Annotated in this window: 19 protein-coding genes and 3 tRNA genes; 13 read left to right on the top strand and 9 right to left on the bottom strand. The window is 70.4% G+C overall.

Features of this window, described 5'->3' with window-relative positions:
- The first annotated feature begins 84 nt into the window (after positions 1-84).
- The gene (locus tag NVV32_RS01980) at positions 85-2,181 is read left to right on the top strand and encodes a prolyl oligopeptidase family serine peptidase (protein ID WP_422391187.1); all 2,097 of its coding nucleotides are present in this window, start codon (positions 85-87) and stop codon (positions 2,179-2,181) included.
- A 120-nt stretch (positions 2,182-2,301) separates the two neighbouring features.
- A tRNA-Ser gene (locus NVV32_RS01975) sits at positions 2,302-2,389 on the top strand.
- Between the two features lie 46 nt (positions 2,390-2,435).
- On the opposite strand, the gene NVV32_RS01970 is transcribed toward NVV32_RS01975, so the two are convergent.
- Complete coding sequence (locus NVV32_RS01970; RefSeq protein WP_422391186.1) at positions 2,436-4,550, bottom strand: RecQ family ATP-dependent DNA helicase; 2,115 nt, start codon at positions 4,548-4,550, stop codon at positions 2,436-2,438.
- Positions 4,551-4,644: 94 nt separating this feature from the next.
- Here NVV32_RS01970 and NVV32_RS01965 point away from each other — a divergent pair, with 94 nt between their 5' ends.
- Positions 4,645-6,051, top strand: coding sequence for a phosphomannomutase/phosphoglucomutase (locus tag NVV32_RS01965; protein WP_422391185.1), 1,407 nt, complete (start codon positions 4,645-4,647; stop codon positions 6,049-6,051).
- 138 nt (positions 6,052-6,189) lie between these two features.
- Here NVV32_RS01965 and NVV32_RS01960 read toward each other — a convergent pair whose 3' ends face one another.
- Positions 6,190-8,067, bottom strand: coding sequence for a phosphoenolpyruvate carboxykinase (GTP) (locus tag NVV32_RS01960; RefSeq protein ID WP_422391184.1), 1,878 nt, complete (start codon positions 8,065-8,067; stop codon positions 6,190-6,192).
- Positions 8,068-8,358: 291 nt separating this feature from the next.
- Here NVV32_RS01960 and NVV32_RS01955 point away from each other — a divergent pair.
- Positions 8,359-8,434: transfer RNA gene (locus NVV32_RS01955), tRNA-Arg, on the top strand.
- A gap of 91 nt (positions 8,435-8,525) precedes the next feature.
- Positions 8,526-9,944: a dihydrolipoyl dehydrogenase family protein gene (locus NVV32_RS01950; protein ID WP_422391183.1), complete on the top strand. Its 1,419-nt coding sequence runs from the start codon at positions 8,526-8,528 to the stop codon at positions 9,942-9,944.
- 9 nt (positions 9,945-9,953) lie between these two features.
- On the opposite strand, the gene NVV32_RS01945 is transcribed toward NVV32_RS01950, so the two are convergent.
- From NVV32_RS01945 to upp, 3 genes are all read right to left on the bottom strand, one after another.
- Positions 9,954-10,490 carry a SixA phosphatase family protein gene (locus NVV32_RS01945; RefSeq protein ID WP_422391182.1) on the bottom strand — a complete coding sequence of 179 codons (537 nt, stop codon included), beginning with the start codon at positions 10,488-10,490 and terminating at the stop codon, positions 9,954-9,956.
- Between the two features lie 37 nt (positions 10,491-10,527).
- A complete protein-coding gene (locus tag NVV32_RS01940) occupies positions 10,528-11,334 on the bottom strand; it encodes a winged helix-turn-helix domain-containing protein (RefSeq protein WP_422391181.1) in 807 nt (268 codons plus the stop codon).
- 507 nt (positions 11,335-11,841) lie between these two features.
- Positions 11,842-12,477 carry a uracil phosphoribosyltransferase gene (gene upp / locus NVV32_RS01935; protein ID WP_422391180.1) on the bottom strand — a complete coding sequence of 212 codons (636 nt, stop codon included), beginning with the start codon at positions 12,475-12,477 and terminating at the stop codon, positions 11,842-11,844.
- A 23-nt stretch (positions 12,478-12,500) separates the two neighbouring features.
- Between upp and tadA the strand changes: the two genes are divergently transcribed.
- From tadA to NVV32_RS01920, 3 genes are all read left to right on the top strand, one after another.
- Positions 12,501-12,998 (top strand): tRNA adenosine(34) deaminase TadA, encoded by a 498-nt coding sequence (tadA, locus tag NVV32_RS01930; RefSeq protein ID WP_422391179.1) that lies wholly within the window; start codon positions 12,501-12,503, stop codon positions 12,996-12,998.
- Between the two features lie 39 nt (positions 12,999-13,037).
- A complete protein-coding gene (locus NVV32_RS01925) occupies positions 13,038-13,526 on the top strand; it encodes a pyridoxamine 5'-phosphate oxidase family protein (protein WP_055765227.1) in 489 nt (162 codons plus the stop codon).
- A 56-nt stretch (positions 13,527-13,582) separates the two neighbouring features.
- Positions 13,583-13,672: transfer RNA gene (locus NVV32_RS01920), tRNA-Ser, on the top strand.
- Positions 13,673-13,775: 103 nt separating this feature from the next.
- On the opposite strand, the gene NVV32_RS01915 is transcribed toward NVV32_RS01920, so the two are convergent.
- On the bottom strand, positions 13,776-14,351 hold the full coding sequence (locus NVV32_RS01915; protein ID WP_422391178.1) for a dihydrofolate reductase family protein: 576 nt from the start codon (positions 14,349-14,351) through the stop codon (positions 13,776-13,778).
- Between the two features lie 73 nt (positions 14,352-14,424).
- Here NVV32_RS01915 and NVV32_RS01910 point away from each other — a divergent pair, with 73 nt between their 5' ends.
- On the top strand, positions 14,425-14,643 hold the full coding sequence (locus tag NVV32_RS01910; RefSeq protein ID WP_422391177.1) for a hypothetical protein: 219 nt from the start codon (positions 14,425-14,427) through the stop codon (positions 14,641-14,643).
- A 142-nt stretch (positions 14,644-14,785) separates the two neighbouring features.
- Here the strand turns inward: NVV32_RS01910 and NVV32_RS01905 are convergent, their stop codons facing one another.
- Together NVV32_RS01905 and NVV32_RS01900 are read right to left on the bottom strand one after the other, a co-directional pair.
- On the bottom strand, positions 14,786-15,637 hold the full coding sequence (locus tag NVV32_RS01905) for an SAM-dependent methyltransferase (RefSeq protein ID WP_422391176.1): 852 nt from the start codon (positions 15,635-15,637) through the stop codon (positions 14,786-14,788).
- 109 nt (positions 15,638-15,746) lie between these two features.
- Positions 15,747-16,514, bottom strand: a complete 768-nt coding sequence (locus tag NVV32_RS01900; protein WP_422391175.1) for a type 1 glutamine amidotransferase domain-containing protein — start codon at positions 16,512-16,514, stop codon at positions 15,747-15,749.
- Positions 16,515-16,663: 149 nt separating this feature from the next.
- Between NVV32_RS01900 and NVV32_RS01895 the strand changes: the two genes are divergently transcribed.
- Complete coding sequence (locus NVV32_RS01895; RefSeq protein ID WP_200914758.1) at positions 16,664-17,119, top strand: 23S rRNA (pseudouridine(1915)-N(3))-methyltransferase RlmH; 456 nt, start codon at positions 16,664-16,666, stop codon at positions 17,117-17,119.
- 77 nt (positions 17,120-17,196) lie between these two features.
- The gene (locus NVV32_RS01890; RefSeq protein WP_422391174.1) at positions 17,197-17,937 is read left to right on the top strand and encodes a DUF4232 domain-containing protein; all 741 of its coding nucleotides are present in this window, start codon (positions 17,197-17,199) and stop codon (positions 17,935-17,937) included.
- On the opposite strand, the gene NVV32_RS01885 is transcribed toward NVV32_RS01890, so the two are convergent.
- A complete protein-coding gene (locus NVV32_RS01885) occupies positions 17,903-18,496 on the bottom strand; it encodes a hypothetical protein (RefSeq protein ID WP_422391173.1) in 594 nt (197 codons plus the stop codon). The two genes, NVV32_RS01890 and NVV32_RS01885, sit on opposite strands and share 35 nt — an antisense overlap.
- On the opposite strand from NVV32_RS01885, the gene NVV32_RS01880 reads away from it, so the two are divergent.
- Entirely contained in the window at positions 18,495-23,621 is a 5,127-nt protein-coding gene (locus tag NVV32_RS01880; RefSeq protein ID WP_422391172.1) for an Lhr family ATP-dependent helicase, read from the top strand. The two genes, NVV32_RS01885 and NVV32_RS01880, sit on opposite strands and share 2 nt — an antisense overlap.
- Entirely contained in the window at positions 23,614-24,432 is an 819-nt protein-coding gene (locus NVV32_RS01875) for an Fpg/Nei family DNA glycosylase (RefSeq protein WP_055765280.1), read from the top strand. The genes NVV32_RS01880 and NVV32_RS01875 overlap by 8 nt, the downstream gene beginning before the upstream one ends.
- The last annotated feature ends 54 nt before the right edge of the window (positions 24,433-24,486 follow it).

Below are 24,486 nucleotides of genomic sequence, written 5' to 3'. Positions count from 1 at the left end.
AGAGTATCCAACGCGTCCGGCCGACCCCGCCGTACCCGCCGCCCGCGACGGCACCCCCTCCGGAGGCCTGCATAGGATGGGCGCATGACGCAGCCCACGGAGTCGTCCGCGACCACAGAGACCACCGATGACCCGTTCCTCTGGCTCGAGGACATCTACGGGGAGAGGCCGCTGGCCTGGGTGCGCGGCGAGAACGCAGTGACCGAGCAGGCCCTCGTGACGCCGGGCTTCGAGGACAGCGAGCAGCGCATCCTCGAGGTCCTCGACTCCACCGACCGGATCCCGATGGCCGGGAAGCACGGCGACTTCTACTACAACTTCTGGCGGGACGCCGAACACCGCCAGGGCGTCTGGCGCCGCACCACCTGGGAGAGCTACACCGCGGCGGACCCGGACTGGGACGTCCTCCTCGACGTCGACGCCCTGAGCGCGGCTGAAGGGACGGAATGGGTGTGGTCGGGCGCCCTGTTCCTCCGTCCCGAGGAGGGCAGGCCACACCGGAGGGTCCTCGTGGTCGTCTCACCCGACGGTGGGGACGCGGCCCGCTACCGTGAATTCGACCTCGGCACCCGCTCCTTCGTCGACGGCGGCTTCGACGTCCCGACGGCGAAGAGCCGCATCAGCTGGGCCGGACCGGATGCCCTCTACGTCGGCACGGACTTCGGCCCCGGCTCCATGACCTCCAGTTCCTACCCGCGCACGGTGCGGATCCTCACCCGCGGGGAGGACCTCGCGAGGGCCGAGCCGTACTTCGAGGTGGACGAGGACCACATGGTGGCCATGGTGCTGCACGATCCGACCCCGGGCTTCGAGCGGGACCTCGCCGTGGACACCCTCGACTTCTACACCCGGCGCAGCTACCTCCGGGAGGACGGGGCCTGGCGGCTGATCGAGGTGCCGGAGGACGCCTCCATCTCGCTGCACCGCGAGTGGCTGGTGGTCCGCCCGCGCTCCGACTGGGCGGTCGAGGGCACCACGTTCGGGGCGGGCGCCCTGCTCGTCATCGGGTTGCGAACCTTCCTCGACGGCGACCGCTCCTTCGAGGTGGTCTTCGAACCGGATTCCGCCACCTCCCTCCAGTCCTGGAGCTGGACCCGCAACCACCTGCTGCTCAACCTCCTGCACGACGTCTCGTCGGAGATCCGCATCCTCGACCCGTCGGACGGCTGGAAGGCGGAGCTGCTCGATGCCTGTCCGCCGCTCCACTCCGTGGACGCCTATGCCGTCGACGACGAGGACGATCTCGCGGGTGACGACTACTGGCTCATCGCGACCGGGTTCCTGACGCCGTCGACCCTGTACCGGGGCACGATCGGAGGAGGGCACTCGGTGGTGAAGGCGTCGCCGTCCTCCTTCGACGAGGACCTCTTCACGGTCGAGCAGCATTTCGCGATCTCGAGCGACGGCACGCGCGTGCCCTACTTCCAGATCGCCGCACATGGACTCCAGCTCGACGGCGGCAATCCCACGCTGCTGTCCGGGTACGGGGGATTCGAGCACTCCCTGACCCCCGCCTACAGCGGCGTCATCGGGCGGGGCTGGCTCGAGCGGACGACGCCCGAGGGACGACACGGTGTCTACGTGCTGGCGAACATCCGCGGCGGTGGTGAATACGGGCCGCAGTGGCACCACGCCGCCCTCCACGCCGACCGTCATCGGGCCTATGAGGACTTCGCGGCCATCGCGGCCGACCTCGTGGAGCGCGGGGTGACCCGGCCCTCCCTCCTGGGCTGCACCGGCCGGAGCAACGGGGGGCTGCTGGTCGGCAACATGCTCACCACGTATCCCGAGCTGTTCGGTGCCATCTCCTGCGGCGTCCCGCTGCTGGACATGCGGCGCTACTCGAAGCTCTCCGCGGGCTACTCGTGGATCGCCGAGTACGGCGATCCGGACAAGCCCGAGGAGTGGGAGTACGTGCGGACCTTCTCGCCGTACCACCTCCTGCGTGACGACGTCGAGTACCCGAAGACGCTCATCTGGACGGCGACGAGCGATGACCGCGTCGGCCCGGTGCAGGCGCGCAAGATGGCCGCGAGGATGAAGGAGATGGGAATCGGGGACGTCTGGTTCCACGAAGCCCTCGAGGGCGGTCACGCCGGCGCCGCCGACAACCGCCAGGCGGCCCGGATGCACGCCCTGAGCTTCGAGTTCCTGTGGCGAGCGCTGACGGGCTCCCTCTGAGGGGATCGCCAGGACGGGATCGCTTCGAGCGGCCCTCGAGGGCCGCAGCCGACGCCCGACCGGCGGTTTTGCTCTTGCCGACCCCTTCTGGGTAATCTTGGGAGGCTAGAGATAGCCGATGGAGACGTGCCAGAGCGGCCGAATGGGCTTCACTGCTAATGAAGTGTGGGCCTAAAGCCTACCGGGGGTTCAAATCCCCCCGTCTCCGCTGAAAAGCCCCCGTGTGAACGGGGGCTTTTTCGCTGTCCGGCTGTCTACGCCTTCAGGGCGAGGGCGAACGGCAGCACGCCGTCGGCGCCGGCCGCGCGAAGTGCCCGGCCGGCCTCGGTGATGGTCCAGCGGCTGTCGGCGAAGTCATCGACGAGCAGCACCGGGCCGGGATTCGCCGCGAACCACGCCGCACCCTCCTCGGGAACGGCGAAGTGGTCCCATACCTGGGCGAGGCGGAAGGCGCTGTTGCCACCCGGCTGTCCCTGCGGGAAACCGTGGGGCGTGCTCAGCTGCCCGAGGTAGGGGATGCGGCCCACCCCGGCGAGTGCCGTCGCCAGGGAGCCGATGAGCTGGGGACGCCGACGCGACGGGACGCTCACGACGGCGACGGGCCGCTCGGCCCAGCCCCACTGCGCCAGCACCCGCACGACGGCCTCGACGACGGCGGGATCCAGCGGTGCGTCCGGCGTGGAGTCCGCCATGAGTTCCCGCAGCCTGTTGCCCCAGCCGAGATCCGTCAGTCGCGCCAGGGCCCGCCCGGGGAGGCTCGTCTCCCCGGGCTTGAGCTTCCCCTTGAGCGTCACACCGAGCTTGTCCATGCCGCTCGGCCACTGCCCTCTGGGCTCCAGCTCGACGCCCACGCGGCTGAGGGCCTGGTTCGCGGAGTCCGACGCCTCATGGGCCACCTCGTCCGAGTACCAGGGCCCGGCGCAGTTGTCACAGCGACCGCAGGCCGTGGCCGCCGGATCGTCCAGCGACCTCGACAGGAACTCCATGCGGCACCCGCTGGTGTTCTCGTAGTCGAACATGGCCCGCTGCTCCACGATGCGCGCCTCGCTGATGCGCCGGTACCGGTCGGCATCGTACGTCCACGGCGTGCCGGTGCTCTCCCATCCGCCCGTGACCTTGCGGACGGCGCCGTCGACGTCGAGCACCTTGAGCAGGAGTTCGAGGGGCGAGCGCTTCAGGTTCACGCGGGTCTCGAGCGCCGGCGTGGACAGGACGACGCCGGGCTCCAGCGCGTCGAGCACCCGGACGGCCGCGTCCTCGGACGGCATGGAAGCGGTGGCGAAGTACTCCCAGATGTCGCGGTCCTCGGCACCCGGCAGCAGGAGGACGTCGGCGTTGGGTGTCCCGCGGCCGGCGCGGCCCACCTGCTGGTAGTAGGCGACAGGCGACGATGGCGCGCCGAGGTGCACCACGAAGCCGAGATCCGGCTTGTCGAATCCCATGCCGAGCGCGCTCGTGGCGACGAGAGCCTTGACCTCGTTGTTCTTCAGTGCAGCCTCGGCCGCCTCCCGGTCGGCGGGGTCGGTGCGTCCGGTATAGGCCCGGACCGCGTGGCCGTTCTCCCGCAGGAGCCGGGCGGTGTCCTCGGCGGCGGACACGGTGAGCGCGTAGATGATGCCGCTGCCCGGCAGGTCGGACAGGTGGGTGAGGAGCCACGCGAGGCGCGAGCGCGGGCTCGGCAATCGGAGTACGCCGAGCCGGAGGGACTTCCGTGCGAGCTCGCCGCGCAGGGTGAAGACGTCGGTACCGCCGGCACCGAGCTGCTCCTCGACGTCCTCCACGACCCGGGAGTTGGCCGTGGCGGTGGTCGCGAGGACGGGGACGCCCTGCGGTAGTCCCATGATGAGGTCGCGGAGCCTGCGGTAGTCGGGGCGGAAGTCATGCCCCCAGTCGGAGATGCAGTGGGCCTCGTCGATCACGAGCAGACCCGTCCGCCGCATCAGTTCGGGGAGGTACAGCTCCCGGAACGACGGGTTGTTCAGGCGCTCGGGCGAGACCAGCAGGACATCCACCTCGTCCGCCTGAAGCTTCGCCGTGATGTCCTGCCACTCGGTCTGGTTCGCCGAGTTGATGGCGACGGCACGCACACCGGCGCGTGCTGCAGCGGCCACCTGGTCCCGCATCAGTGCGAGCAGGGGCGAGACGATGAGCGTCGGGCCGGCCCCCCGCGAGCGCAGCAGCAGGCTCGCCACGAAGTACACCGCGGACTTGCCCCATCCGGTCCGTTGCACCACGAGCGCGCGCCTGCCACTCTCGACGAGCGCCTCGATGGCCTCGAACTGTCCGTCGTGGAACCGTGCCTCGGGTGAGCCCACGAGGGTGTGCAGGATGGCGGTGGCTTGCTCGTTCAGGGTGGTGGTGGGCGACATGCCCCCAGTATCCCAGCCACCTCCCCCACTCGCCCCGGGCTCCTCCGCCCTGTGGGCAACGGACGTCATGACACCACCCGATACACTTCCAAGCGTGATCAAACTCCTCGACCTCTCTGCATCCTTCAAGGCCTATGACGTGCGCGGGATCGTCGGCGAGACCATCACCGTCGACTCCGTCCGGGCCGTCGGAGCAGCCTTCGTGGATTCCCTGGACCTCGCGGGCGAGACCATCCTGGTCGGAGGGGACATGCGCCCGTCGTCGCCCGAATTCTCGAAGGCCTTCTCCGAGGGAGCCACCCGCCGCGGCGCGAACGTCCTCTTCCTCGACCTCATCTCCACCGACGAGCTCTACTACGCGAGCGGAACGCTCGACGCCGCCGGCGTGACCTTCACGGCCAGCCACAACCCGGCCGAGTACAACGGCATGAAGATGACGCGCCCCGGCGCGGTCCCGGTGTCTTCCGAGACCGGCCTCGCCGACGTGCAGGAGCGCGCGGAGCGCTACCTCGCCGATGGCAGCATCCCGACGGTGGAGGTCCAGGGCGGAACCAGCGTCCGTGACGTCCTCGAGGAGTACTCGCGCTTCCTGCGCGGCCAGGTGGACCTCTCGTCGTCGCGCCCGCTCAAGATCGTGGTCGACGCCGGCAACGGCATGGCCGGCCTGACCACTCCCGCGGTGCTCGGCGACCGCCTGCTGCCGGCCCTGCCCTTCGAGATCGTGCCCCTGTACTTCGAGCTCGACGGCTCGTTCCCCAACCACCCCGCCAACCCGCTGGAGCCGGAGAACCTGCGTGACCTTCAGGCCGCCGTCGTGGAGCACGGCGCGGACATCGGGATCGCGTTCGACGGCGACGCCGACCGCTGCTTCATCATCGACGAGCAGGGCCAACCGGTCTCGCCGAGCGCCATCACCGCGATGGTCGCCCGCCGCGAGATCGCCCGCGCGCAGGCGGCCGGCGAGGCCGAGCCGGTGATCATCCACAACCTCATCACCTCCCGCGCGGTCCCGGAACTGATCAGGAACGACGGCGGCCGCCCCGTCCGCACCCGTGTGGGCCACTCGTTCATCAAGGCGGTCATGGCGAAGGAGGGCGCGGTGTTCGGAGGCGAGCACTCGGCGCACTACTACTTCCGCGACTTCTGGAACGCGGACACGGGCATGCTGGCGGCCATGCACGTCCTGGCCGCGCTCGGCGAGCAGGACGGCCCGCTGTCGGAGCTCGGCCGCGAGTACGAGCCCTACTTCTCCTCCGGCGAGGTCAACTCGAAGGTCGCCGACCTCCAGGCGTCCATCGGGCGCGCCCGCACCGAGTTCGACCAGGACGGCGTGGTGGTGGACGACCTCGACGGCCTCACCTTTACGCCCGACCACGGGGACTGGTGGTTCAACCTCCGGCCCTCGAACACCGAACCGTATCTCCGCCTGAACGCCGAGGCCGTCGACCCGCAGACCCTCGAGGACCTGGTGCAGCGCGTCCTCGCCGTGATCCGCGACTAGCGGAGCCGCCACCGGACGTACAACCGGCACTACCGGCACTACCGGCACCACCGGCACCACCGGCACCACCGGCACCACCGGCACCACCGACGACGAAAGGCCCCCTCCATCGGAAGGGGCCTTTCGTGCGAGCAACCGTCAGGCGTTGCTGAAACGCTGCTTGAGCTCGTCGAGCTGACCCCTGAGCTCGGCGGGCAGGGACTCCCCGAAGCGGTCGAACCACTGCCCGATCCCCTCGAGTTCCTCGGCCCATTCGACGGCGTCCACGTGCACGGCCGCCTCGACCTCGGCAGGCGTCATGTCGAGCCCGCTCACGTCCAGGGCCTCACCCGTGGGGACGTACCCGATGGGCGTCTCGACGGCGTCCGCCGTGCCCTCGAGCCGCTCGACGACCCACTTGAGGACGCGGGAGTTGTCGCCGAAGCCCGGCCAGGCGAAACCGCCGGACGCCGTCCGGCGGAACCAGTTCACGAGGAAGATCTTCGGCAGGCGGGCCTGGTCCGCGCCGGCGCTGAGGGTGAGCCAGTGGCGCAGGTAGTCGCCGGCGTCGTACCCGATGAAGGGAAGCATCGCCATCGGGTCACGCCGCACGCGCCCGATCTCGCCGGCGGCCGCGGCCGTCGTCTCGGACGAGAGCGTGGAGCCCATGAAGATCCCGTTGGCCCAGCTGCGGGACTGGGTGACGAGGGGGACGGTCGTCTTCCGGCGTCCGCCGAAGAGGATCGCGGAGAGCTCGACGCCGTCGGGCCTGTTGAACTCCTCGGCGAGCATGTCGATCTGGTCGATAGGCGTGCAGAACCGGGCGTTCGGGTGCGCGGCGGGATGGTCCATCCCGGCGGTCCAGTCACGGCCCTGCCAGTCGGTGAGGTGCGCGGGCACCTCCTCCGTCATTCCCTCCCACCAGACACCGCCGTCGTCGGTGAGGGCCACGTTGGTGAACACCGAGTTGCCCTTGGCGATGGCACGCATCGCGTTCGGGTTCGTGTGCCAGCCCGTGCCGGGTGCGACGCCGAAGAGACCGGCCTCGGGATTGACCGCCCGCAGCTCGCCCTCCTTGCCGAAGCGCATCCAGGTGATGTCGTCGCCGAGGGTCTCGACCTTCCAGCCGTCGATCGTGGGATCGAGCAGGGCGAGGTTGGTCTTGCCGCAGGCCGACGGGAAGGCAGCCGAGAGGTAGTAGGTCTTGTCCTGCGGCGAGGTGAGCTTGAGGATCAGCATGTGCTCGGCGAGCCAGCCCTCGTCCCGCGCCATGACGGATGCTATCCGCAGGGCGTAGCACTTCTTGCCGAGCAGGGCGTTGCCGCCGTATCCGGAGCCGTAGGACCAGATGGAGCGTTCCTCGGGGAAGTGCACGATCCACTTCTCCTCGTTGCACGGCCAGGGCACGTCGGCCTGGCCGGGTTCGAGCGGGGCCCCGAGCGAGTGCAGCGCGGGCACGAAGGGCGCGTCCAGCTCCGTCATGCGATCCAGGACGGCGCTCCCGATGGTGGCCATGATGCGCATCGAGGTGACCACATAGGCGCTGTCGGTGATCTCGACCCCGAACTTCGGGTCCTCGGCGTCGAGGTGTCCCATGACGAACGGGATGACGTACATGGTGCGCCCGCGCATCGACCCGGTGAACAGGCCGGTGAGCTTGGCCTTCATCTCACCGGGATCCATCCAGTTGTTCGTGAACCCGGCTTCCCGCTCGTCCGTGGAGCAGATGAAGGTCTGCTCCTCCACGCGCGCAACATCCTTCGGGTCCGAGAACGCGGCGAAGGAGTTGGGAAAGGTCTCGGGGTTCAGCCGGACGAAGGTCCCTGCGTCGACGAGCTCGTCGGTCAGCCGCGTGTTCTCCGCCTCGGAGCCGTCGACCCAGACCACGTCGGCGGGCTGCGTGAGCTCGCGGACCTCCTCGACCCAGGCAAGGAGGCCCGGGTGCGTGGTCGGTGCTGCTCCTGGCGCGGACGCGCGCCGGGCGCCGTCCTCGGTGGTCGTGGTGCCGGGTGCGGACTGCCGTACGGGATCGCCCATGGATCTTCCCTTCGTCGGGTGCTCGATGTGTACCGATGCTAGGGGCGCCGTGTTTCCGTTCCGGGGCGGATGCGCGAAACATCGGGAGTACGCTGGGCTCGATCCGCGCAGCAGCAGTGATGTCGAGCGCTTACGTTCCAGGCTTCTGTGACGAAGGTCACGTAGACCGGTATAGTCGAAGACCAACGAGCGGGCTGATTAGGCGTCACGCACGATCCACGCTAAAGTTGTCTACGGCCAAACGGCCCGCTTGTAGGACGGATTCGCAGTGCGGATCGACGACTTACGGATGCGTGCGTAGCTCAACGGATAGAGCATCTGACTACGGATCAGAAGGTTGGGGGTTCGAATCCCTTCGCGCGCACCACGGTTCTGACGGACCATAGGAAGGCCCCGACTCAGGTCGGGGCCTTCTTCATGTGGTTGCCCACCTGCCGGGTCGGTGGAAGGCTCTGCCTATGAGCGAATCGAAGACCACGGATGTCATCATCATCGGCGCCGGCGCAGTGGGCGAGAACGTCGCGGGGCGGGTGGTGCAGAAGGGCCTGACCGCCGTGCTGGTCGAGTCCGATCTCGTGGGCGGCGAATGCTCCTACTGGGCCTGCATGCCCTCCAAGGCCCTCCTCCGCCCCGGTACGGTCCTGAGCGCGGCGCGCGCCGTCGCCGGTGCGCGCGAGGCCGTCACCGGCACCATCGACCCGCAGCAGGTCCTCGCCCGCCGCACGTCCTTCACCTCCCACTGGGACGACGCGTCGCAGGAGGAGTGGGTCGCCTCCGCCGGGATCACGCTCGAGCGCGGCTGGGCCACCGTCACCGGCGAACGCGAGGTGAGCATCAGCCACAAGGACGGGTCGGAGAGCCGGTACCGCGCCGCGCACGCCGTCGTGCTGGCCACGGGATCGACGCCGACCATCCCTCCCATCGACGGGCTCGCGGATCTCGACTACTGGACCACGCGTGAGGCGACGTCGGCCGAGACGGTCCCGGCGAGCCTCGCGGTCCTCGGCGGCGGTGTCGCGGGGGTCGAACTGGCCCAGGCCTATGCCCGTCTCGGGGCCGAGGTGACCGTGATCGCCCGGAGCGGCATCCTCGGCGCCTATCCCGCAGAGGCGTCCGGGCTCGTGCTCGCAGCCCTCCGCGGCGAGGGCATCACCGTTCATACCGACACTGCGACGAATGCCGTGCGGACGGTGGACGGGATGTTCGTGCTGGACGTCGGCGACGGCGACACCGTCACCGCCGAGCGCCTTCTCGTCTCCACCGGACGCCACCCCCACACCACCGGGCTGGGGCTCGAGGAACTCGGACTCGACCCGAAGAAGATCCGTGGCGACGCCACGGGCCTGGTGCCCGACGCCGGGGGCTGGCTCTACGCCGTCGGCGACGCCGGCGGGAGGGTGCAGCTGACGCACCAGGGCAAGTACGAGGCCCGGATGACCGGGGATGCGATCGCGGCCCGGGCCGCGGGCACGCTCGGCGCGACCGCCGAGGACTGGAGCCCCTACGCCGCGACTGCGGACGACGTCGCCGTCCCCCAGGTGGTCTTCACCGATCCCGAGATCGCGATGGTCGGCCGCACGCTCGAGCAGGCCCGCAAGGACGGGGTCAACGCGTCGGAGACCTCGCTGCCGATCGCCGTCGCCGGCTCCTCGCTGCACGGCGACGACTACACCGGCTGGGCGCAGATCGTGGTCGACGAGGACCGCAAGGTCCTGGTCGGGGTGACCTTCGCCGGCCCGGAGGTCTCGGAGCTGTTGCACTCGGCGACGATCGCCGTCGTGGGTGAAGTGCCCCTGCACCGCCTGTGGCACGCCGTCCCCGCCTACCCGACCGTGAGCGAGGTCTGGCTCCGGCTGCTCGAGAAGTACGGGATGTAGCGGCCGGGGCTACCGGAGGCTGGAGGCCCGCCGGACCACGAAGTCCGTCACGTCGGCGTCGCGCCCGTCGAGCTCGGCCCACTCGCCGTCGTACGTCAGCACGGTGAGGCCCGCCGTCGGGTAGTCCGTGGCCAGGTCCATCACGGCACGCTCGTCCGAGTTCACGGAGGCCAGGCGCATGGCGAGTTCCTGGACGCCCGGGTTGTGGGCGATCACGAGCAGACTGGTGACGGTCGGCGGCACGTGGTTGATGAGCGCGAGCATCTCGGACGGGCGGGCCGCGTACAGCTCGTCCTCGAGCTTCGGTGTCGGAGCCTTGTCCCTCAGCTCCTTGCAGATCCAGGTGCAGGTCTGCCGTGTCCGCAGCGCGGAGGAGACGAGGATGGAGTCCGGGACGGAATCGTGCTCGACCATCCACCGGCCGATCAGTGGCGCATCAGCGTGGCCGCGAGAGCTCAGGGAACGCTCGTGGTCGGACACGCCCTCCTGGAACTCTGCCTTCGCATGGCGCAGGAGCATGAGCTTCTTCAGGTGGTGGGAGGCCATTCCCGCAGTCTATGGCTTCCCGTGGCCCTGCAGCAGGCTAGATCGAGTACTCCGGAGCGGCCCAGACGACCACCTCGGGGTGGTCGTAGAAGCGGTAGCCCTGGCCCCGGACGGTGCGGACCGTGTTGGCGAGCCGGCCGAGCTTCGAGCGGAGGCGGCGGATGTGCACGTCGATGGTGCGTTCGTTGGGCACCTCGTCCGCATTCCGCCACAGGCCGCTGAGGAGCTCCTCGCGCCCCACGGTCCGGGTGGCGTTCTCGACGAGGTAGTTGAGGAGCTCGAACTCCTTGAAGGTGAGGTTCAGCGTCTCGCCGTCGAGGTGGACCTCACGGCGCGAGAGGTCGATGAGCACGCCGGTGGGCCGGGCGGGCTGCGGCTGGGACTGGGGCGCCGTCACCTCGGCCCGCGGTCGCCGGGCGACCGTGGGATCGCCGAGCGCCGCACGCACGACGTCGATGTCCGAGCCCGGAGCATCGGCGGGCGCCAGCGCCACGGCCGCGTGGCTCTCCGCCGTCGGGACCAGGGAGCGGACGTAGGCCCGGACGTCCTGCGCGAGCTTCGAGAACGTGGTCCCGGCCTCCGCCGCAGTGGCCTCGTCGAGCGCGACGTACAGCACGAAGCCGCGAGCGGTCGTGTCGCCCGTCACCGCCTGGGGGCCGGGGACACCGTTGGGTGCGACGACGGGGACGGGAGCGCTCATCGGCTGCGTGTCCGTGCCGGGCACCGCCTGGAGCCGGTGCGGTCCCTGGGCGTGCGGCTGGAAGGCCGGCGCGAACTGCTGCCGGATCTGCCGGCCCTGCGGCGAGCGGAGGGAGATGTGGACGTAGCCTGGATTCACTGACATGGAAGCAACCTCGTGAAGTGTGCCGTCATCACGGCTCGAATGCGGGATGTGCCCGGTCGGGATGAAGAATGATGCCCGCCGTTGGGCTTGACGTGCGTGGATCGGGTGTGATCGTTACGCGTGCATTCGATAGCAGCGGAGAGCCGTCCGGGACAGGGTGTCCAGGGAGGGAACAGCGGCTGCAGATGCGTGTGAGGTGGTGGTCACGTGACGAATTATTGCACGTAACAATCGCCTACGCGCAAGTAACAATGGCCGAAAGTCCAGCATGCGGTCACCGGTCCCTGATGGACGGGAGGGCTGGGCGTCAGGGGGAACATGCCCTGAGGATCCGCTCCGTCCATCAGGACGGGCGCAGAACTCTCATTTGTCCGGAGGAAGCCCCCGAACGATGCTGGCCTGCGCCGTCCAGCTGCGCACGGCAGACACGTGGGAGGCAAAGGGCCGCGCCTGGAGGTCCGCCATGCGGACAGCCGATCGCGGCGCTGGGGAACGACGCGCCCGAACCTAGCCGACAACGCCGTACAGGCGGTCGCCGGCATCGCCGAGGCCGGGGACGATGTAGGACTTCTCGTTGAGCTTCTCGTCGATGGACGCCAGAACGATGGTGACGTTGCGGCCGTCGAGCTCCTCCTGCAGCGTCGCGAGCCCCTCGGGGGCAGCGAGCAGGCAGATGCACGTGATGTCCGCGGCGCCGCGTGCGAACAGGAACTTGATCGCCTCGCGCAGGGTGCCGCCCGTGGCCAGCATCGGATCGAGGACGAAGACCTGGCGGCCCGTCAGATCGTCGGGAAGGCGTTCGGCGTAGGTGATGGCCTCGAGGGTCTCCTCGTTGCGAGCCATACCCAGGAACCCGACCTCGGCGGTCGGAACGAGGCGCGTCATGCCTTCGAGCATGCCGAGTCCGGCGCGGAGGATGGGGACCACCAGCGGCGTGGGCTTCACCAGGCCGGTTCCCTCGGTCTTCGTGACGGGGGTCTCGATGTGCACCGTCTCGACACGGACGTCACGCGTGGCCTCGTAGGCCAGGAGGGTGACGAGCTCCTCGGTGAGGAGGCGGAACACCGGCGACGACGTCTCCTTATCCCGGAGGACCGTGAGTTTGTGGGCTACCAGGGGGTGGTCGACTACCAGTACGCGCATGGGTCAAAAGTACCATTGGAGCCATGCCCTGCTCCCTTGCGCCCGCCGACGCCCGGCATCGGTCCTGGATGGGAACGGCCCTCGAAGCGGCCGGGAAGACGCGGGCCGGCGGGGACGTCCCGATCGGCGCCGTCGTCGTCGGACCCGACGGCTCCGTGCTCGGCACGGGCTGGAACCAGCGCGAGGAGCTCGGGGACCCGACGGCGCACGCCGAGGTGCAGGCCATCCGCGCCGCCGCTGCTGCGACGGGTGCCTGGCGGCTCGAGGGCTGCACCCTCGTGGTGACGCTGGAGCCGTGCGCCATGTGCGCCGGCGCGTCCGTCCTGGCGCGCATCCCCCGCGTGGTGTTCGGCGCCTGGGACGGGAAGGCCGGAGCATCGGGATCGGTGTTCGACGTGCTCCGCGAGCCCCGGCTCAACCACTGGACCGAGGTGTTCCCGGGCGTCCGCGAGGAGGAGTGCGCGCACTTGCTGAGGGAGTTCTTCGTCACTCGACGGAACGGTCCCGCGAATACTGCGTAGGCTGAGGAAATCCGCAGTATCCCTCTCGAAGGAGCAGACGTGGCAGATCAGCAGGACGGTTTGAAGGAAGTACAGGACATCCTCGGCAAGGCAGACATCGCGATCCTCACCACGGTGAACCTCGACGGCCAGCTCGTGAGCCGGCCGCTGGCTCTCCAGGCGAAGGACTTCGACGGCGACCTCTGGTTCTTCACGGAGGACCCTTCCCCCAAGGCGGAGGAGATCCGCGCCAACCCGCAGGTGAACGTCTCGGCGAGCACGGGCAAGGGCTATGTCTCTATCGCCGGCACGGCGACGCTCACCAAGGACCAGGCGAAGATCGATGAACTCTGGGGGCCGTCGGTCTCCGCGTGGTTCGAGGACGGCCGTGACGATCCCTCCGTCGCCCTCATCCACGTCGACGCCCACACCGCCGAGTACTGGTCGATGGACGCACCCCGTGTGGTCTCGGCCGTCAAGATGGTCAAGGGACTCGTGACGGGAAGCAAGCCGAGCTCAGGTAAGAACGACGTCGTCGAGCTCCCCTAGCCCTCACCGATCCCGTTTTGGGACTCGGGCGCTGCACCCGGTAAAGTAGCGGCGTTGGTGACGTGTCCGAGCGGCCGAAGGTGCAACACTCGAAATGTTGTTTGGTGTAAAAGCCAACGTGGGTTCAAATCCCACCGTCACCGCCACCTGAGAAGGCCCCGGTTCCCCTGCAGGCAGGGGAACCGGGGCCTTCTTGCTGCGCGGAACGGGACGAAGCAGCGCTGGACGCCCAGCAGGCACGCGCTCGCGTCAGTGGACGACGTCGTAGACGGCCTTCACCACGCCATTGGGGTAGGCCTCGGACTCGCGCAGATGCAGGTGCTGCCGGTTCCTGTCCACCGTACTGAAGAGTCCCTTGCCTGCACCCAGCAGGACGGGGAACACCAGGAGGTTGTACCGGTCGATGAGATCGGCCTCGGCCAGAGCCCGCGCGAGCTCGGCGCTCCCGTGCACGAAGATCGCACCGCCGTCGCCCTGCTTGAGTGCGGCGACGTCCTCGACGGAGCGCAGGATCGCCGTCGGACCCCACCCGTCGACAAGCGCGTGCTCCTCCAGACCGGTCGAGACCACGTACTTGGGGAGGTCCTTGTACGCCGCGTGGTCCTCGGAGCCGACCCAGACCGGGGCGAACGCCTCATAGCTCCGGCGCCCGAACATGAGCGCCGTCGTCTCCTCCAACTCCTCACCCTTGAGGGCGAAGGCCTCGGGCAGGAACTCGGTACTGAGCACCCATCCGCCACCGCGGTGCCCCTCTTCGACACCGCCCGGTGAATCGACGACTCCGTCCAGCGACATGAATCCCGTCCATACCAGTTCCCGTGACATCGGATACCTCCATTGCGTTGTTCGATCGTCTACCCGTCCACGGTAGACGCGGCAGGCAGCAGGAACTCATTGGTTGCTCCTGATCATCGCGAAGGCCCTCCGGGACTACCCATGGCTCACGGAGCCAGGGAAGCACCTGTCCAAGAGCGTGCAGGTCACCCGGAACACGGTCGTCGAATCGCTGGCGGCCCTCTACAACCCGGCGCAGCTCGACGTCCTGTCGCGCGCAAGCGCTCTCGCCGGCGTAGCTCTCGCGGAGGAGCAGGTCACCGCCGGAAATCAGACGTCATGACATCGGTGACGGAAGCGTCCGCGAGCGGCACACCCGACACCCGGCCTCCGCCGTCCGGCGCGGCCGGACCATCAACCCTCGCCGGGGGACCCGCGGAGCGGACGCCGGGCTCCCCGGCGAGTCCGCCCGGAGAGGACCGGACTCACAGCGCGGCGTCCTGGCCCGTCTTCGACAGTGTGAAGATGCCGTAGCGCATCGCACCCGTGCGGTAGGCCAGGATCAGGCGGGGAAGGCTCAGCATGAAGACGCGGTTGCGTCCGCGGGCGGCGAGGTGACGCGTCTCGCGATCGACGAGCAGGGTCTCGAGGAACCGGCCGACGCAGATCGTCCAGGTGCGTGCGACCCTGCGGCTGACGTCCTCGTAGCCGATCACCGTGAAGCCGGCCGCCTCCGCCAGCGCCTCGTACTCCTCGCGCGTACCCATGGAGGGCAGGCGGCCCTCCCTGCAGATCGGCTCGAGGAGATGCCGCACCTTCCACCCGCCGGCGCCGGTCTCGGCCAGCCAGGCGCAGACGACGAAGCGGCCATCGGGAGCGAGCACGCGGTATGCCTCGCCGAAGAACCCGGCTTTGTCCTCCATGTGCTCGCTCGACTCGATGGCCCACGCAGCGTCGGCGGAGGCTCCGGCCAACCCGTTGGCGAGCCAGTCACCGAGCCGCACGTCGACGCCGTCCATGGGACGCGATGCGGCATACTCCGCCTGCCCGGCCGAGAGCGTGAAGCCGGTCACCCGGACGCCGCGGGAGGCCGCGAGTTGCCGGGCCGTCGATCCGTAGCCGCAGCCGATGTCGACGCACTCCTCCCCGGGCCGGAGGTGCAGTCGATCGGCGACCGTCTCACTGAGCGCGTCGACGGCCTGGGCCGGTGACTCGCGACCCGTGGTCCAGAGCCCGTGGTGAACGTGCTCACCCCATACCCTGCGGTAGATCGGATCGAGCTCGTCGTAGTGATCCGCGACCGCCGCGGTGGTCTGGGAACTGGCTGGGATGATCACGCCGTCACGCTACCGCCCCGATCCGTACCACCGGAAGGGGCGGGCACGACGACGATCGACGCCCGGCCCGGCGCCCACCGGCTCGCGTCCCCGGCCAGGAGTGCCGGCGTCAGTCCCCGTCGCCGGCCGCGGCAGCCTTGATGGCGTCCTTCTCGGCGCGCAGGGTCTCCGTCTCGTGCTGCTCCTCGGCCTTCTCCTGCCGGATGACCACCGCGAACAGCTTCTCCATCTCCTTGGCGACGCCCGCTGCCGACGCCGGGTTCTGGCCGGTCACCAGGCGGTCGTCGACCACGACCTTCTCCTCGAAGACCTCCGCCGACACGTGGGTGGCGCCCTGCTCCTCGAGTCGGTCCGCCAGGAAGAAGGGGATGACCGTGTCCTTGCCCGCGGCGACCTCCTCGTCGTTGGTGAAGGCGGCCACCTTCCGGCCCTCGACCAGGCGGAACCCGTTGTCCAGCTCCACGTTCACCAGCCCGGCCGGCCCGTGGCAGACCGCACCGACCAGGCCGCCTGCGTCGTAGACGCTCGCCACCAGCTTCTGGAGACCTTCGCTGTCCGGGAAGTCCCACATGGTCCCGTGCCCGCCCACGAGGTAGACGGCGTCGTACTGGGCGGGGTCGACGACGTCGACGCGGGCCGTGTTGTAGAGACCGGCACGCGCGGTCTCGTCCTCCGTGAAGGCGACCTGCACGGGATCCGAGGTGTCCACCTCGTCGCGCGGAGGCTGTCCGCCCTGGATCGATGCGAAATCGACGAAGTGCCCGGAGTCCGTGAAGACCTTCCAGGGATGGGCGGCCTCGGCCACGTTGTAGCCGGTCTTCTCCCCGGTGTCGCCGATCTCGGAAACGCTGGTCAGAACCATGAGGATCTTCTTCATGGGGTGCTCCTCTCGTCAGCCTCCCACCCTACGCCCGGCCCCGCCGCACGCCATCCGGCGCCGTCGTCGTCGTCGGCCGATGGCGCACCATCACGGCCGTCCGCGCACCCCGAGTCCTGCCGCCGGGGCGCCCGCGATAGCCTGAACGCATGGCAATACGGGTGCTCGCAGTGGGCCGCAAGCACGAGAGCTGGGTGTCCGAGGGGATCGAGCGGTACGCGAAGCGGCTGAAGAAGCCCTTCGATCTCTCCTGGCAGCTGATCTCCCACTCGGCGCGCGAGAACGACGCCGCCCGCAAGGAGGAGTCCGAGCGGCTGCTCGGCAGGCTCGGCTCGGACTTCGTGATCCTGCTCGACGAACGCGGTACGGCCGTCGACTCGCCCGCACTGTCCCGAACCCTCCTCGCACCGCTCGAGTCCTCCCGCGGTGTCACGATCATCATCGGCGGTGCCTACGGTGTCGACCGGCCGGTGCACCAGCGGGCCGACTTCGTCTGGTCCCTCTCCCCGCTCGTCTTCCCGCACCAGCTCGTCCGGTTGATCCTCGCGGAGCAGGTGTACCGCGCGCAGGAAATCGCAGGCGGACGGTCCTACCACCACGAATGAAGGCCGGTCCGGTAACAATCGCACCACGCCCCGCCCGCGCCCTCGGCGGCTGCCGCACCCGGACGTAGGGTGAGGAAATGACTACTCTGCTGGGGAGCAAGCGTTGGATCGCGGCCGTGATGGCCGCCGGGGCACTGGCGGCGGTGACCGGCTGCACCGCCTCCGGATCCGACGGCGGGACGGCGGCGACGTCCGCCGGAACCGCAGGCGCGTCCGCCATCCCCTCGGCCGCCCCGACCACTGCACCGTCCACAGCCCCATCCGCCGCCCCCTCCGCCGCACCGGGTCCCACGGGGACCGCACCCGCCTCCGCGACGCCGTCGGCGTCTGCTGCCCCGGGCGACGCCCCGTCGCCGTCCGCCTCACCGAGCCCCTCGGTCGCCGTGCCGACCGCCGGTGGTCCCTGCACGGCGGCGCAGCTGACCGGTGCGGTGGAGGACCAGCTCGGTGGCGGTGCCGCGGGCAGCGTCTACCGCACACTCGTCCTCACCAATGCCTCCGACCGGGAGTGCACCGTCCAGGGGTACCCGGGCGTCTCCTACGTGGACGCGGCGGGCACGCAGATCGGAGCTCCCGCGGAGCGCGACGGGACGGCGGCGGCCGCCGTCACCCTCGCGCCGGGAGCCTCCGCGAGCACCACCCTCCAGCAGACCAACGCCGAGAACTACGGGGCGGACTGCGGCATCACGCAGGCCGCGGGTGTACGCGTGTACCCCCCGGGCGCGATCGACTCGCTCGTCCTGCCGCAGGACATCCCGGCGTGCTCGGCAGCGTCGATCGTGCTCATGCGGGTGGGAACACTGCAGCCCGCGTCCTAGCTGCTGCAGGAGGGCCGCCCCGGGGCCGGTTCGACGGCTGCTGCCGGCCCGTCTCCCGCAGGCGCCATGCCGCGAAGCCGATGAGCGCGGCGGTCGACAGGGCGAGGACCAGCGTCAGCCACGGCCGGTCGGCGACGATCGACGCGAGCCCGAGGACGGCTGTGGCCACCCCGGCGGTCACCATGACGCGCCCCCGCTCCAGCAGCCCGTACATCGCGAGGCCGATCCCCAGGACCACCCACGCACCCAGGCCGTGGAACGCCGCCACGGCCCCGCCGAGCAGCGCCCCGAGCTCGACCACGACGGCAAGGACCAGGTAGGCGCCCGTCCGGGCGCTGATCGCCGGCGGGTGACGGATGAGCCAGGGGGCCGTCACGAGGACGAGCACGAGCGTGCTCACGACGAAATAGGCCGCGATCCGGCCGGTGTCGCCGTCGACCAGGACCGCGGCGACCGCCCCGCCGAGGAAGAGCACGCCGATCGCGGCCACTGGCACCCAGTTGTTGGACACGTGTCCGGCATCTCCCGGTCGCTGCGCCCTGCCTGCTCCGGCCGTCATGCCCTGCTCCCGTCAGCCGTTCCGTCCAGCCCTTCGTCGAAACCTACTGCGCGCCATTCCCGTTCCGCGGCAGCCCCGCGGTGCGGCGGACGGCGCATCCGCGGAAGGCCCGAGTGTCGGTGCGCTGGGGCATGATGATGGGGTGACGACGCCGGTGCTGACGAGGTTCACCCCCGCGACCCATGAGTGGTTCGCCGGGGCCTTCGCCGAGCCCACGCCGGCGCAGGAGGGCGCGTGGTCCGCGATCTCCGCGGGCTCCAACGCCCTCGTCGTCGCCCCGACCGGCTCGGGCAAGACCCTCGCGGCGTTCCTTTGGGCCCTCGATCGGCTCATCGCCTCGGGCGAGGGGAGTGGCGATGCCGACGAGGACGCCCCCGAGGTACCGGCGAAGGGCCGGAAGGCCCCACCGAAGAAGCCGAAGCGCACCACGCGCGTCCTCTACATCTCACCCCTGAAAGCGCTCGGCGTCGACGTCGAGCGGAATCTCCGCGCGCCCCTGATCGGCATCACGCAGACCGCGAAGCGCCTCGGGCTGCCCGCCCCGAGCATCACGGTGGGCGTCCGTTCGGGCGACACGCCGCAGGCCGAGCGGCGGGCCATGCTGACGCGTCCGCCGGACATCCTCATCACCACGCCCGAATCACTGTTCCTGATGCTCACGTCGAAGGCGCGGGAGACGCTGATGGAGGTGGACACCGTCATCATCGACGAGGTCCATGCCGTCGCCGGCACCAAGCGCGGCGCGCACCTCGCCGTATCCCTCGCCCGCCTCGACGCCCTGCTGGACAAGCCCGTGCAGCGCATCGGCCTGTCCGCCACCGTGGAGCCGAGGGAGACGGTGGCGCGCTTCCTCTCGGGGAACGCACCGGTGGAGATCGTCGCTCCGCCGTCGAAGAAGCAGTGGGACCTGACGGTCACGGTGCCGGTGGAGGACATGACGGAACTCGGCGGGGCCGTGGCCACGGGGGACGACGACGGCGACTCCGTGCCCCAGGCCAGCATCTGGCCGCACGTCGAGGAGAAGATCGTCGACCTGATCGGCCAGAACCGGTCCACGATCGTGTTCGCCAACTCGCGGCGGCTCGCCGAGCGGCTCACCGCGCGGCTCAACGAGATCCACGCGGAGCGCCTCGAGCGTGATGCCGTGTGGGCGGCCGGCGGTGACCCCGACGCCCCCGACGCGACGGCGGCGTCCTCCTCCGCCCAGCCCTATGCCCATACGACCGCGACACCCGCGCAGATGATGGCGCAGGCCGGCCAGAGCACCGGTGCCGAACCGCTGCTGGCGCGCGCCCACCACGGCTCGGTGTCGAAGGACCAGCGTGCCCTCATCGAGGACGACCTCAAGTCGGGGCGCCTGCGCTGCGTGGTCGCGACGAGTTCCCTGGAACTCGGGATCGACATGGGCGCGGTGGACCTCGTGGTGCAGGTCGAATCGCCGCACTCCGTGGCGAGCGGACTGCAGCGCGTCGGGCGCGCGGGGCACCAGGTGGGCGAGGTGTCGCAGGGCGTCCTGTTCCCCAAGCACCGTGGGGACCTCGTCAACACGACCGTGACGGTGGAGCGCATGCTCGCCGGGCAGATCGAGCCCCTGTACATCCCCACCAATCCCCTGGACATCCTGGCCCAGCAGACCGTCGCGGCAGCAGCGCTGGGCACCATCGACGTCGAGGAGTGGTTCGACGTCGTCCGCGCATCGGCCCCGTTCGCCACCCTTCCGCGCTCGGCCTTCGACGCGACCCTCGACCTCCTCGCCGGTCGGTACCCCTCCGACGAGTTCGCCGAGCTCCGGCCCCGCATCATCTGGGACCGCGTCGAGGGGACCATCACGGGCAAGCCCGGAGCGCAGCGCCTCGCCGTCACGTCCGGCGGCACCATCCCCGACCGCGGGCTCTTCGGCGTCTTCCTCGTGGGCTCCGAGGGCGAGGGCCCCCGCGCGGGCGGGCGCCGCGTCGGTGAACTCGACGAGGAGATGGTCTACGAGTCCCGCGTGGGAGACGTCTTCGCGCTCGGCGCCACGAGCTGGCGTATCGAGGAGATCACGCACGACCGCGTGCTCGTGTCCCCGGCGTTCGGCCAGCCGGGCAAACTGCCCTTCTGGAAGGGCGACTCCCTCGGCCGGCCGGTGGAACTGGGCCGCGCCCTCGGCGCCTTCAACCGGGAGATGTCCGGGAGCACGCCCGAGAAGGCGCAGGAACGGTGCGAGAGGATCGGTCTCGACGCCTGGGCGGCGGGGAACCTCATCACGTACCTGACCGAGCAGCGCGAGGCCACCGAGGTGGTCCCGAACGACCGCACGCTCGTCGTCGAGCGTTTCCACGACGAACTCGGCGACTGGCGCGTGGTGCTCCACAGCCCGTTCGGCATGCCCGTGCACGCCCCCTGGGCCCTCGCCGTCGGCGCACGGCTCGAGCAGCGGTACGGCATGGACGGGTCCGCCATGGCCTCCGACGACGGCATCGTGCTGCGGGTGCCGCTCATGGACGACGAACCACCGGGCGCCGATCTCTTCCTGTTCGACGCGGAGGAACTGGACGGGATCGTGACCGCAGAGGTGGGCGGCTCCGCACTCTTCGCCTCGCGGTTCAGGGAGTGTGCCGCGCGGGCCCTGCTCCTGCCGCGCCAGAACCCGAGCAAGCGCACCCCGCTGTGGCAGCAGCGCCAGCGTTCCGCCCAGCTGCTCGACGTCGCCAAGAAGTACCCGACCTTCCCGATCGTGCTCGAGACCGTGCGTGAGTGCCTGCAGGACGTCTACGACCTCCCGGCGCTGAAGGACCTCGCCGCATCGCTGGAGCGCCGGGAACTCCGGATCGTCGAGGTCACCACGCAGCAGCCCTCGCCGTTCGCCCGGTCCATGCTGTTCGGGTACGTCGCCTCGTTCCTCTACGAGGGAGACTCGCCGCTGGCCGAACGCCGGGCCGCGGCACTGTCCCTCGACCCGACCCTCCTCAACGAACTGCTGGGCCGCGCGGAACTGCGCGAGCTGCTCGACGCCCGGGTCATCGCCGAGACGGAGCTGGAGCTGCAGCGCCTGAAGGCGGACCGGCGGGCCCGCGGGCTCGAGGGCGTCGCCGACCTGATCCGCATCCTCGGGCCCCTCACCGTCGGGGAGATCGCCGAGCGGCTCGACGCACCCGCCGGCACCACGGCGCCGGCCGAGGGTGCCGGAGCCACGCCGATTCATGACGACGTCGGCGCCGGGGACGCCACCGCCGGGGACGCCACCACGGCGGGTGACCCGGGCGAGGACGCACCGCTCCGCGGTACCGCGTCGGTGGACCTCGTCCGGCAGCACGTCGCCGTCCTCGTCAAGGCCAACCGCGCGCTCACCGTGAACATCGCCGGAGTAGAGCGGATCTCCGCCGTCGAGGACGCCGCCCGCCTGCGCGACGCCATCGGCGTCCCCCTGCCGATGGGCATCCCGCTGGCGTTCATCGAGCCGGTCGCGGATCCGCTCGGCGACCTCGTGGGCCGCTATGCGCGCACGCACGGTCCCTTCACCGCCGCCGAGGCGGCGGCCCAGCTGGGCCTCGGTGTCGCCGTCGTCACGGGATCCCTGCAGCGCCTCGCCGGCGCCGGGCGCGTGGTCGAGGGGGAGTTCCGGCCCGCGGAATCGGTCCCCGTCCTCGACATCTCCGCGGACTCGGGTGCCGCTCCGGGCACCATCACCCTCCACGCGCCGGCCTCCAGCGAGTGGTGCGACGTCGAGGTGCTGCGGCGGCTGCGCCGCCGTTCGCTCGCGGCGCTGCGCCAGGAGGTCGAGCCCGTCGACCCGACCGCCTACGGCAGGTTCCTCCCCGCCTGGCAGCACATCGGGTCGGGCCTGCGGGGACTCGACGGCGTGGTCACCGTGATCGACCAGCTCTCCGGCGTCCCGATCCCCGCCTCGGCCTGGGAGCCCCTGATCCTCGCCCAGCGCGTGGCGAACTACACCCCGGCCATGCTCGACGAGCTGACCGCGACGGGCGAGGTCGTCTGGTCGGGGGCCGGGTCGCTCGCCGGGAACGACGGCTGGATCGCCCTGCACCTGGCCGAGAACGCACCCCTCACGCTGCGCCCCGACCCGGCCTTCGAGCCCACGTCGCTGCACTCCGCGCTGCTGGATCTGCTGGCCGGCGGTGGTGGCTACTTCCTCCGGCAGCTGACCAACCTGCTCGATGTCCAGGAGGCCACCTCGGACACCGCCGTCGTCACCGCGCTGTGGGACCTCGTGTGGGCGGGCCGCATCAGCAATGACACCTTCACGCCGGTGCGCTCGCTGCTGGCCAACGGGAAGACGGCCCACAAGCAGCGCCCCGTCCCGGCACGCGCCCGCACCTCGCGGGCGGGGCGGCTCGGCCGCGCCCCGGGGAAGTCCCTGACCGGCGCCTCCATGCGCCTCAGTGCGGCAGCCGAGGACGGCGGGGCGGGCGGCTACCAGCGGCCCACGCCTCCCCTGGCCGCGGGCCGCTGGAACATGCTGCCCGCGGTGGAGGCCGAGACGACGCTCCACGCGCATGCCACCGCCGAGCTCCTGCTCGACCGCTACGGCGTGGTCACGCGCGGCGCCGTGGGCAACGAGGGCATCCCGGGCGGATTCGGCCTCATGTACAAGGTGCTGGCGCGGCTCGAGGAGATGGGCCGGTGCCGACGCGGCTACTTCATCGAGCACCTCGGTGCGGCGCAGTTCGCCGTACCGGCGACGGTGGACCGCCTGCGGTCCTTCAGCGCCGACAACCAGCTGCCCACGGCCCAGGACGTGCTGGGCGGTGAGGCCGCGCCCCTGAACGCCGTCGCCCTGGCCGCCACGGATCCCGCGAACCCCTACGGGGCGGCCCTCAGCTGGCCGCAGGCGGACGGCGGGCACCGTGCCGGGCGGAAGGCCGGCGCACTGGTGGTACTCGTGGACGGAGCCCTGGCCCTCTACGTCGAACGGGGCGGCAAGACCCTCCTGACGTTCACCGAGGATGCCCTGGTCCTCCGTGCCGCGGCGCTGGCCCTCGTGCTGATCATCCGGCGCGGCGCCGCGGACAAGATGGCACTCGAGAAGGTGAACGGCGGCGAGATCCTCGACACGGACATCGGGCGCGCGCTCGCCGACGCCGGTTTCTACACCACACCGAAGGGACTGAGGATCCGTGCCTGAGGGGGACACCGTCTGGCGGGCGGCCCGTGAACTGCACCGGGCACTCGCGGGCCGGGTGCTGACGCGCTGCGACGTCCGCGTGCCGAAGTTCGCCACCGTCGACTTCACGGGGGACACCGTCCAGGAGGCCGTGTCCCGCGGGAAGCACCTGCTGATCCGTGGCGGCGGGGACGACGGCTGGGACATCCACTCCCACCTGAAGATGGAGGGGCTCTGGCACGTCTACGCTCACGGCGAGAAGTGGCGGCGCCCCGCCTTCAAGGCGCGGTGCATCCTCGAGACGGAGGACGCCGTCGTCGTCGGCTTCGAACTCGGCTTCCTGCGGGTGATCTCGCGTGCGGAGGAGGACGACGCCGTCGGGTACCTCGGACCGGACCTCCTGGGGCCGGACTGGGATCCGGACGAAGCGCTTCGGCGGCTCCGCGACCAGCCCGAGCGGCCCATCGGGCTCGCCCTGCTCGACCAGCGGAACCTCGCCGGGATCGGCAACGTGTACCGGTGCGAGCTGTGCTTCCTCGCCGGGGTGCATCCGCTGACCCCCGTGGGCGAGGTACCCAATCTGCCGCGCATGGTCGAGCTGTCCAAGAAGCTGCTGGAGGCGAACAAGGCCCGCAGCACCCGGGCGACCACGGGCCAGCTCCGCGGCAACACGCTCTGGGTCTACGGCCGGTCCCGCCGCGGCTGCCTGCGCTGCGGTACGCCCGTGGCGCTGGAGCAGCTCGGGGACAGGGAGACCGAACTCCGCGAGCTCTACTACTGCCCGCACTGCCAGCCCCGGGTGGAAGCACCCGCGGGAGCGGCACTACCCTGACGGGATGAGTCACCACCGGATGGACCACCACGGGCAGGTCACGCCCTGATGGCG

It is taken from the genome of Arthrobacter sp. N1, from assembly GCF_048288285.1.
Classification (GTDB): domain Bacteria; phylum Actinomycetota; class Actinomycetes; order Actinomycetales; family Micrococcaceae; genus Arthrobacter_D.
The sequence above is the reverse complement of the archived record's forward strand: the minus strand, read 5'-3'. Positions and strand labels throughout refer to the sequence as shown.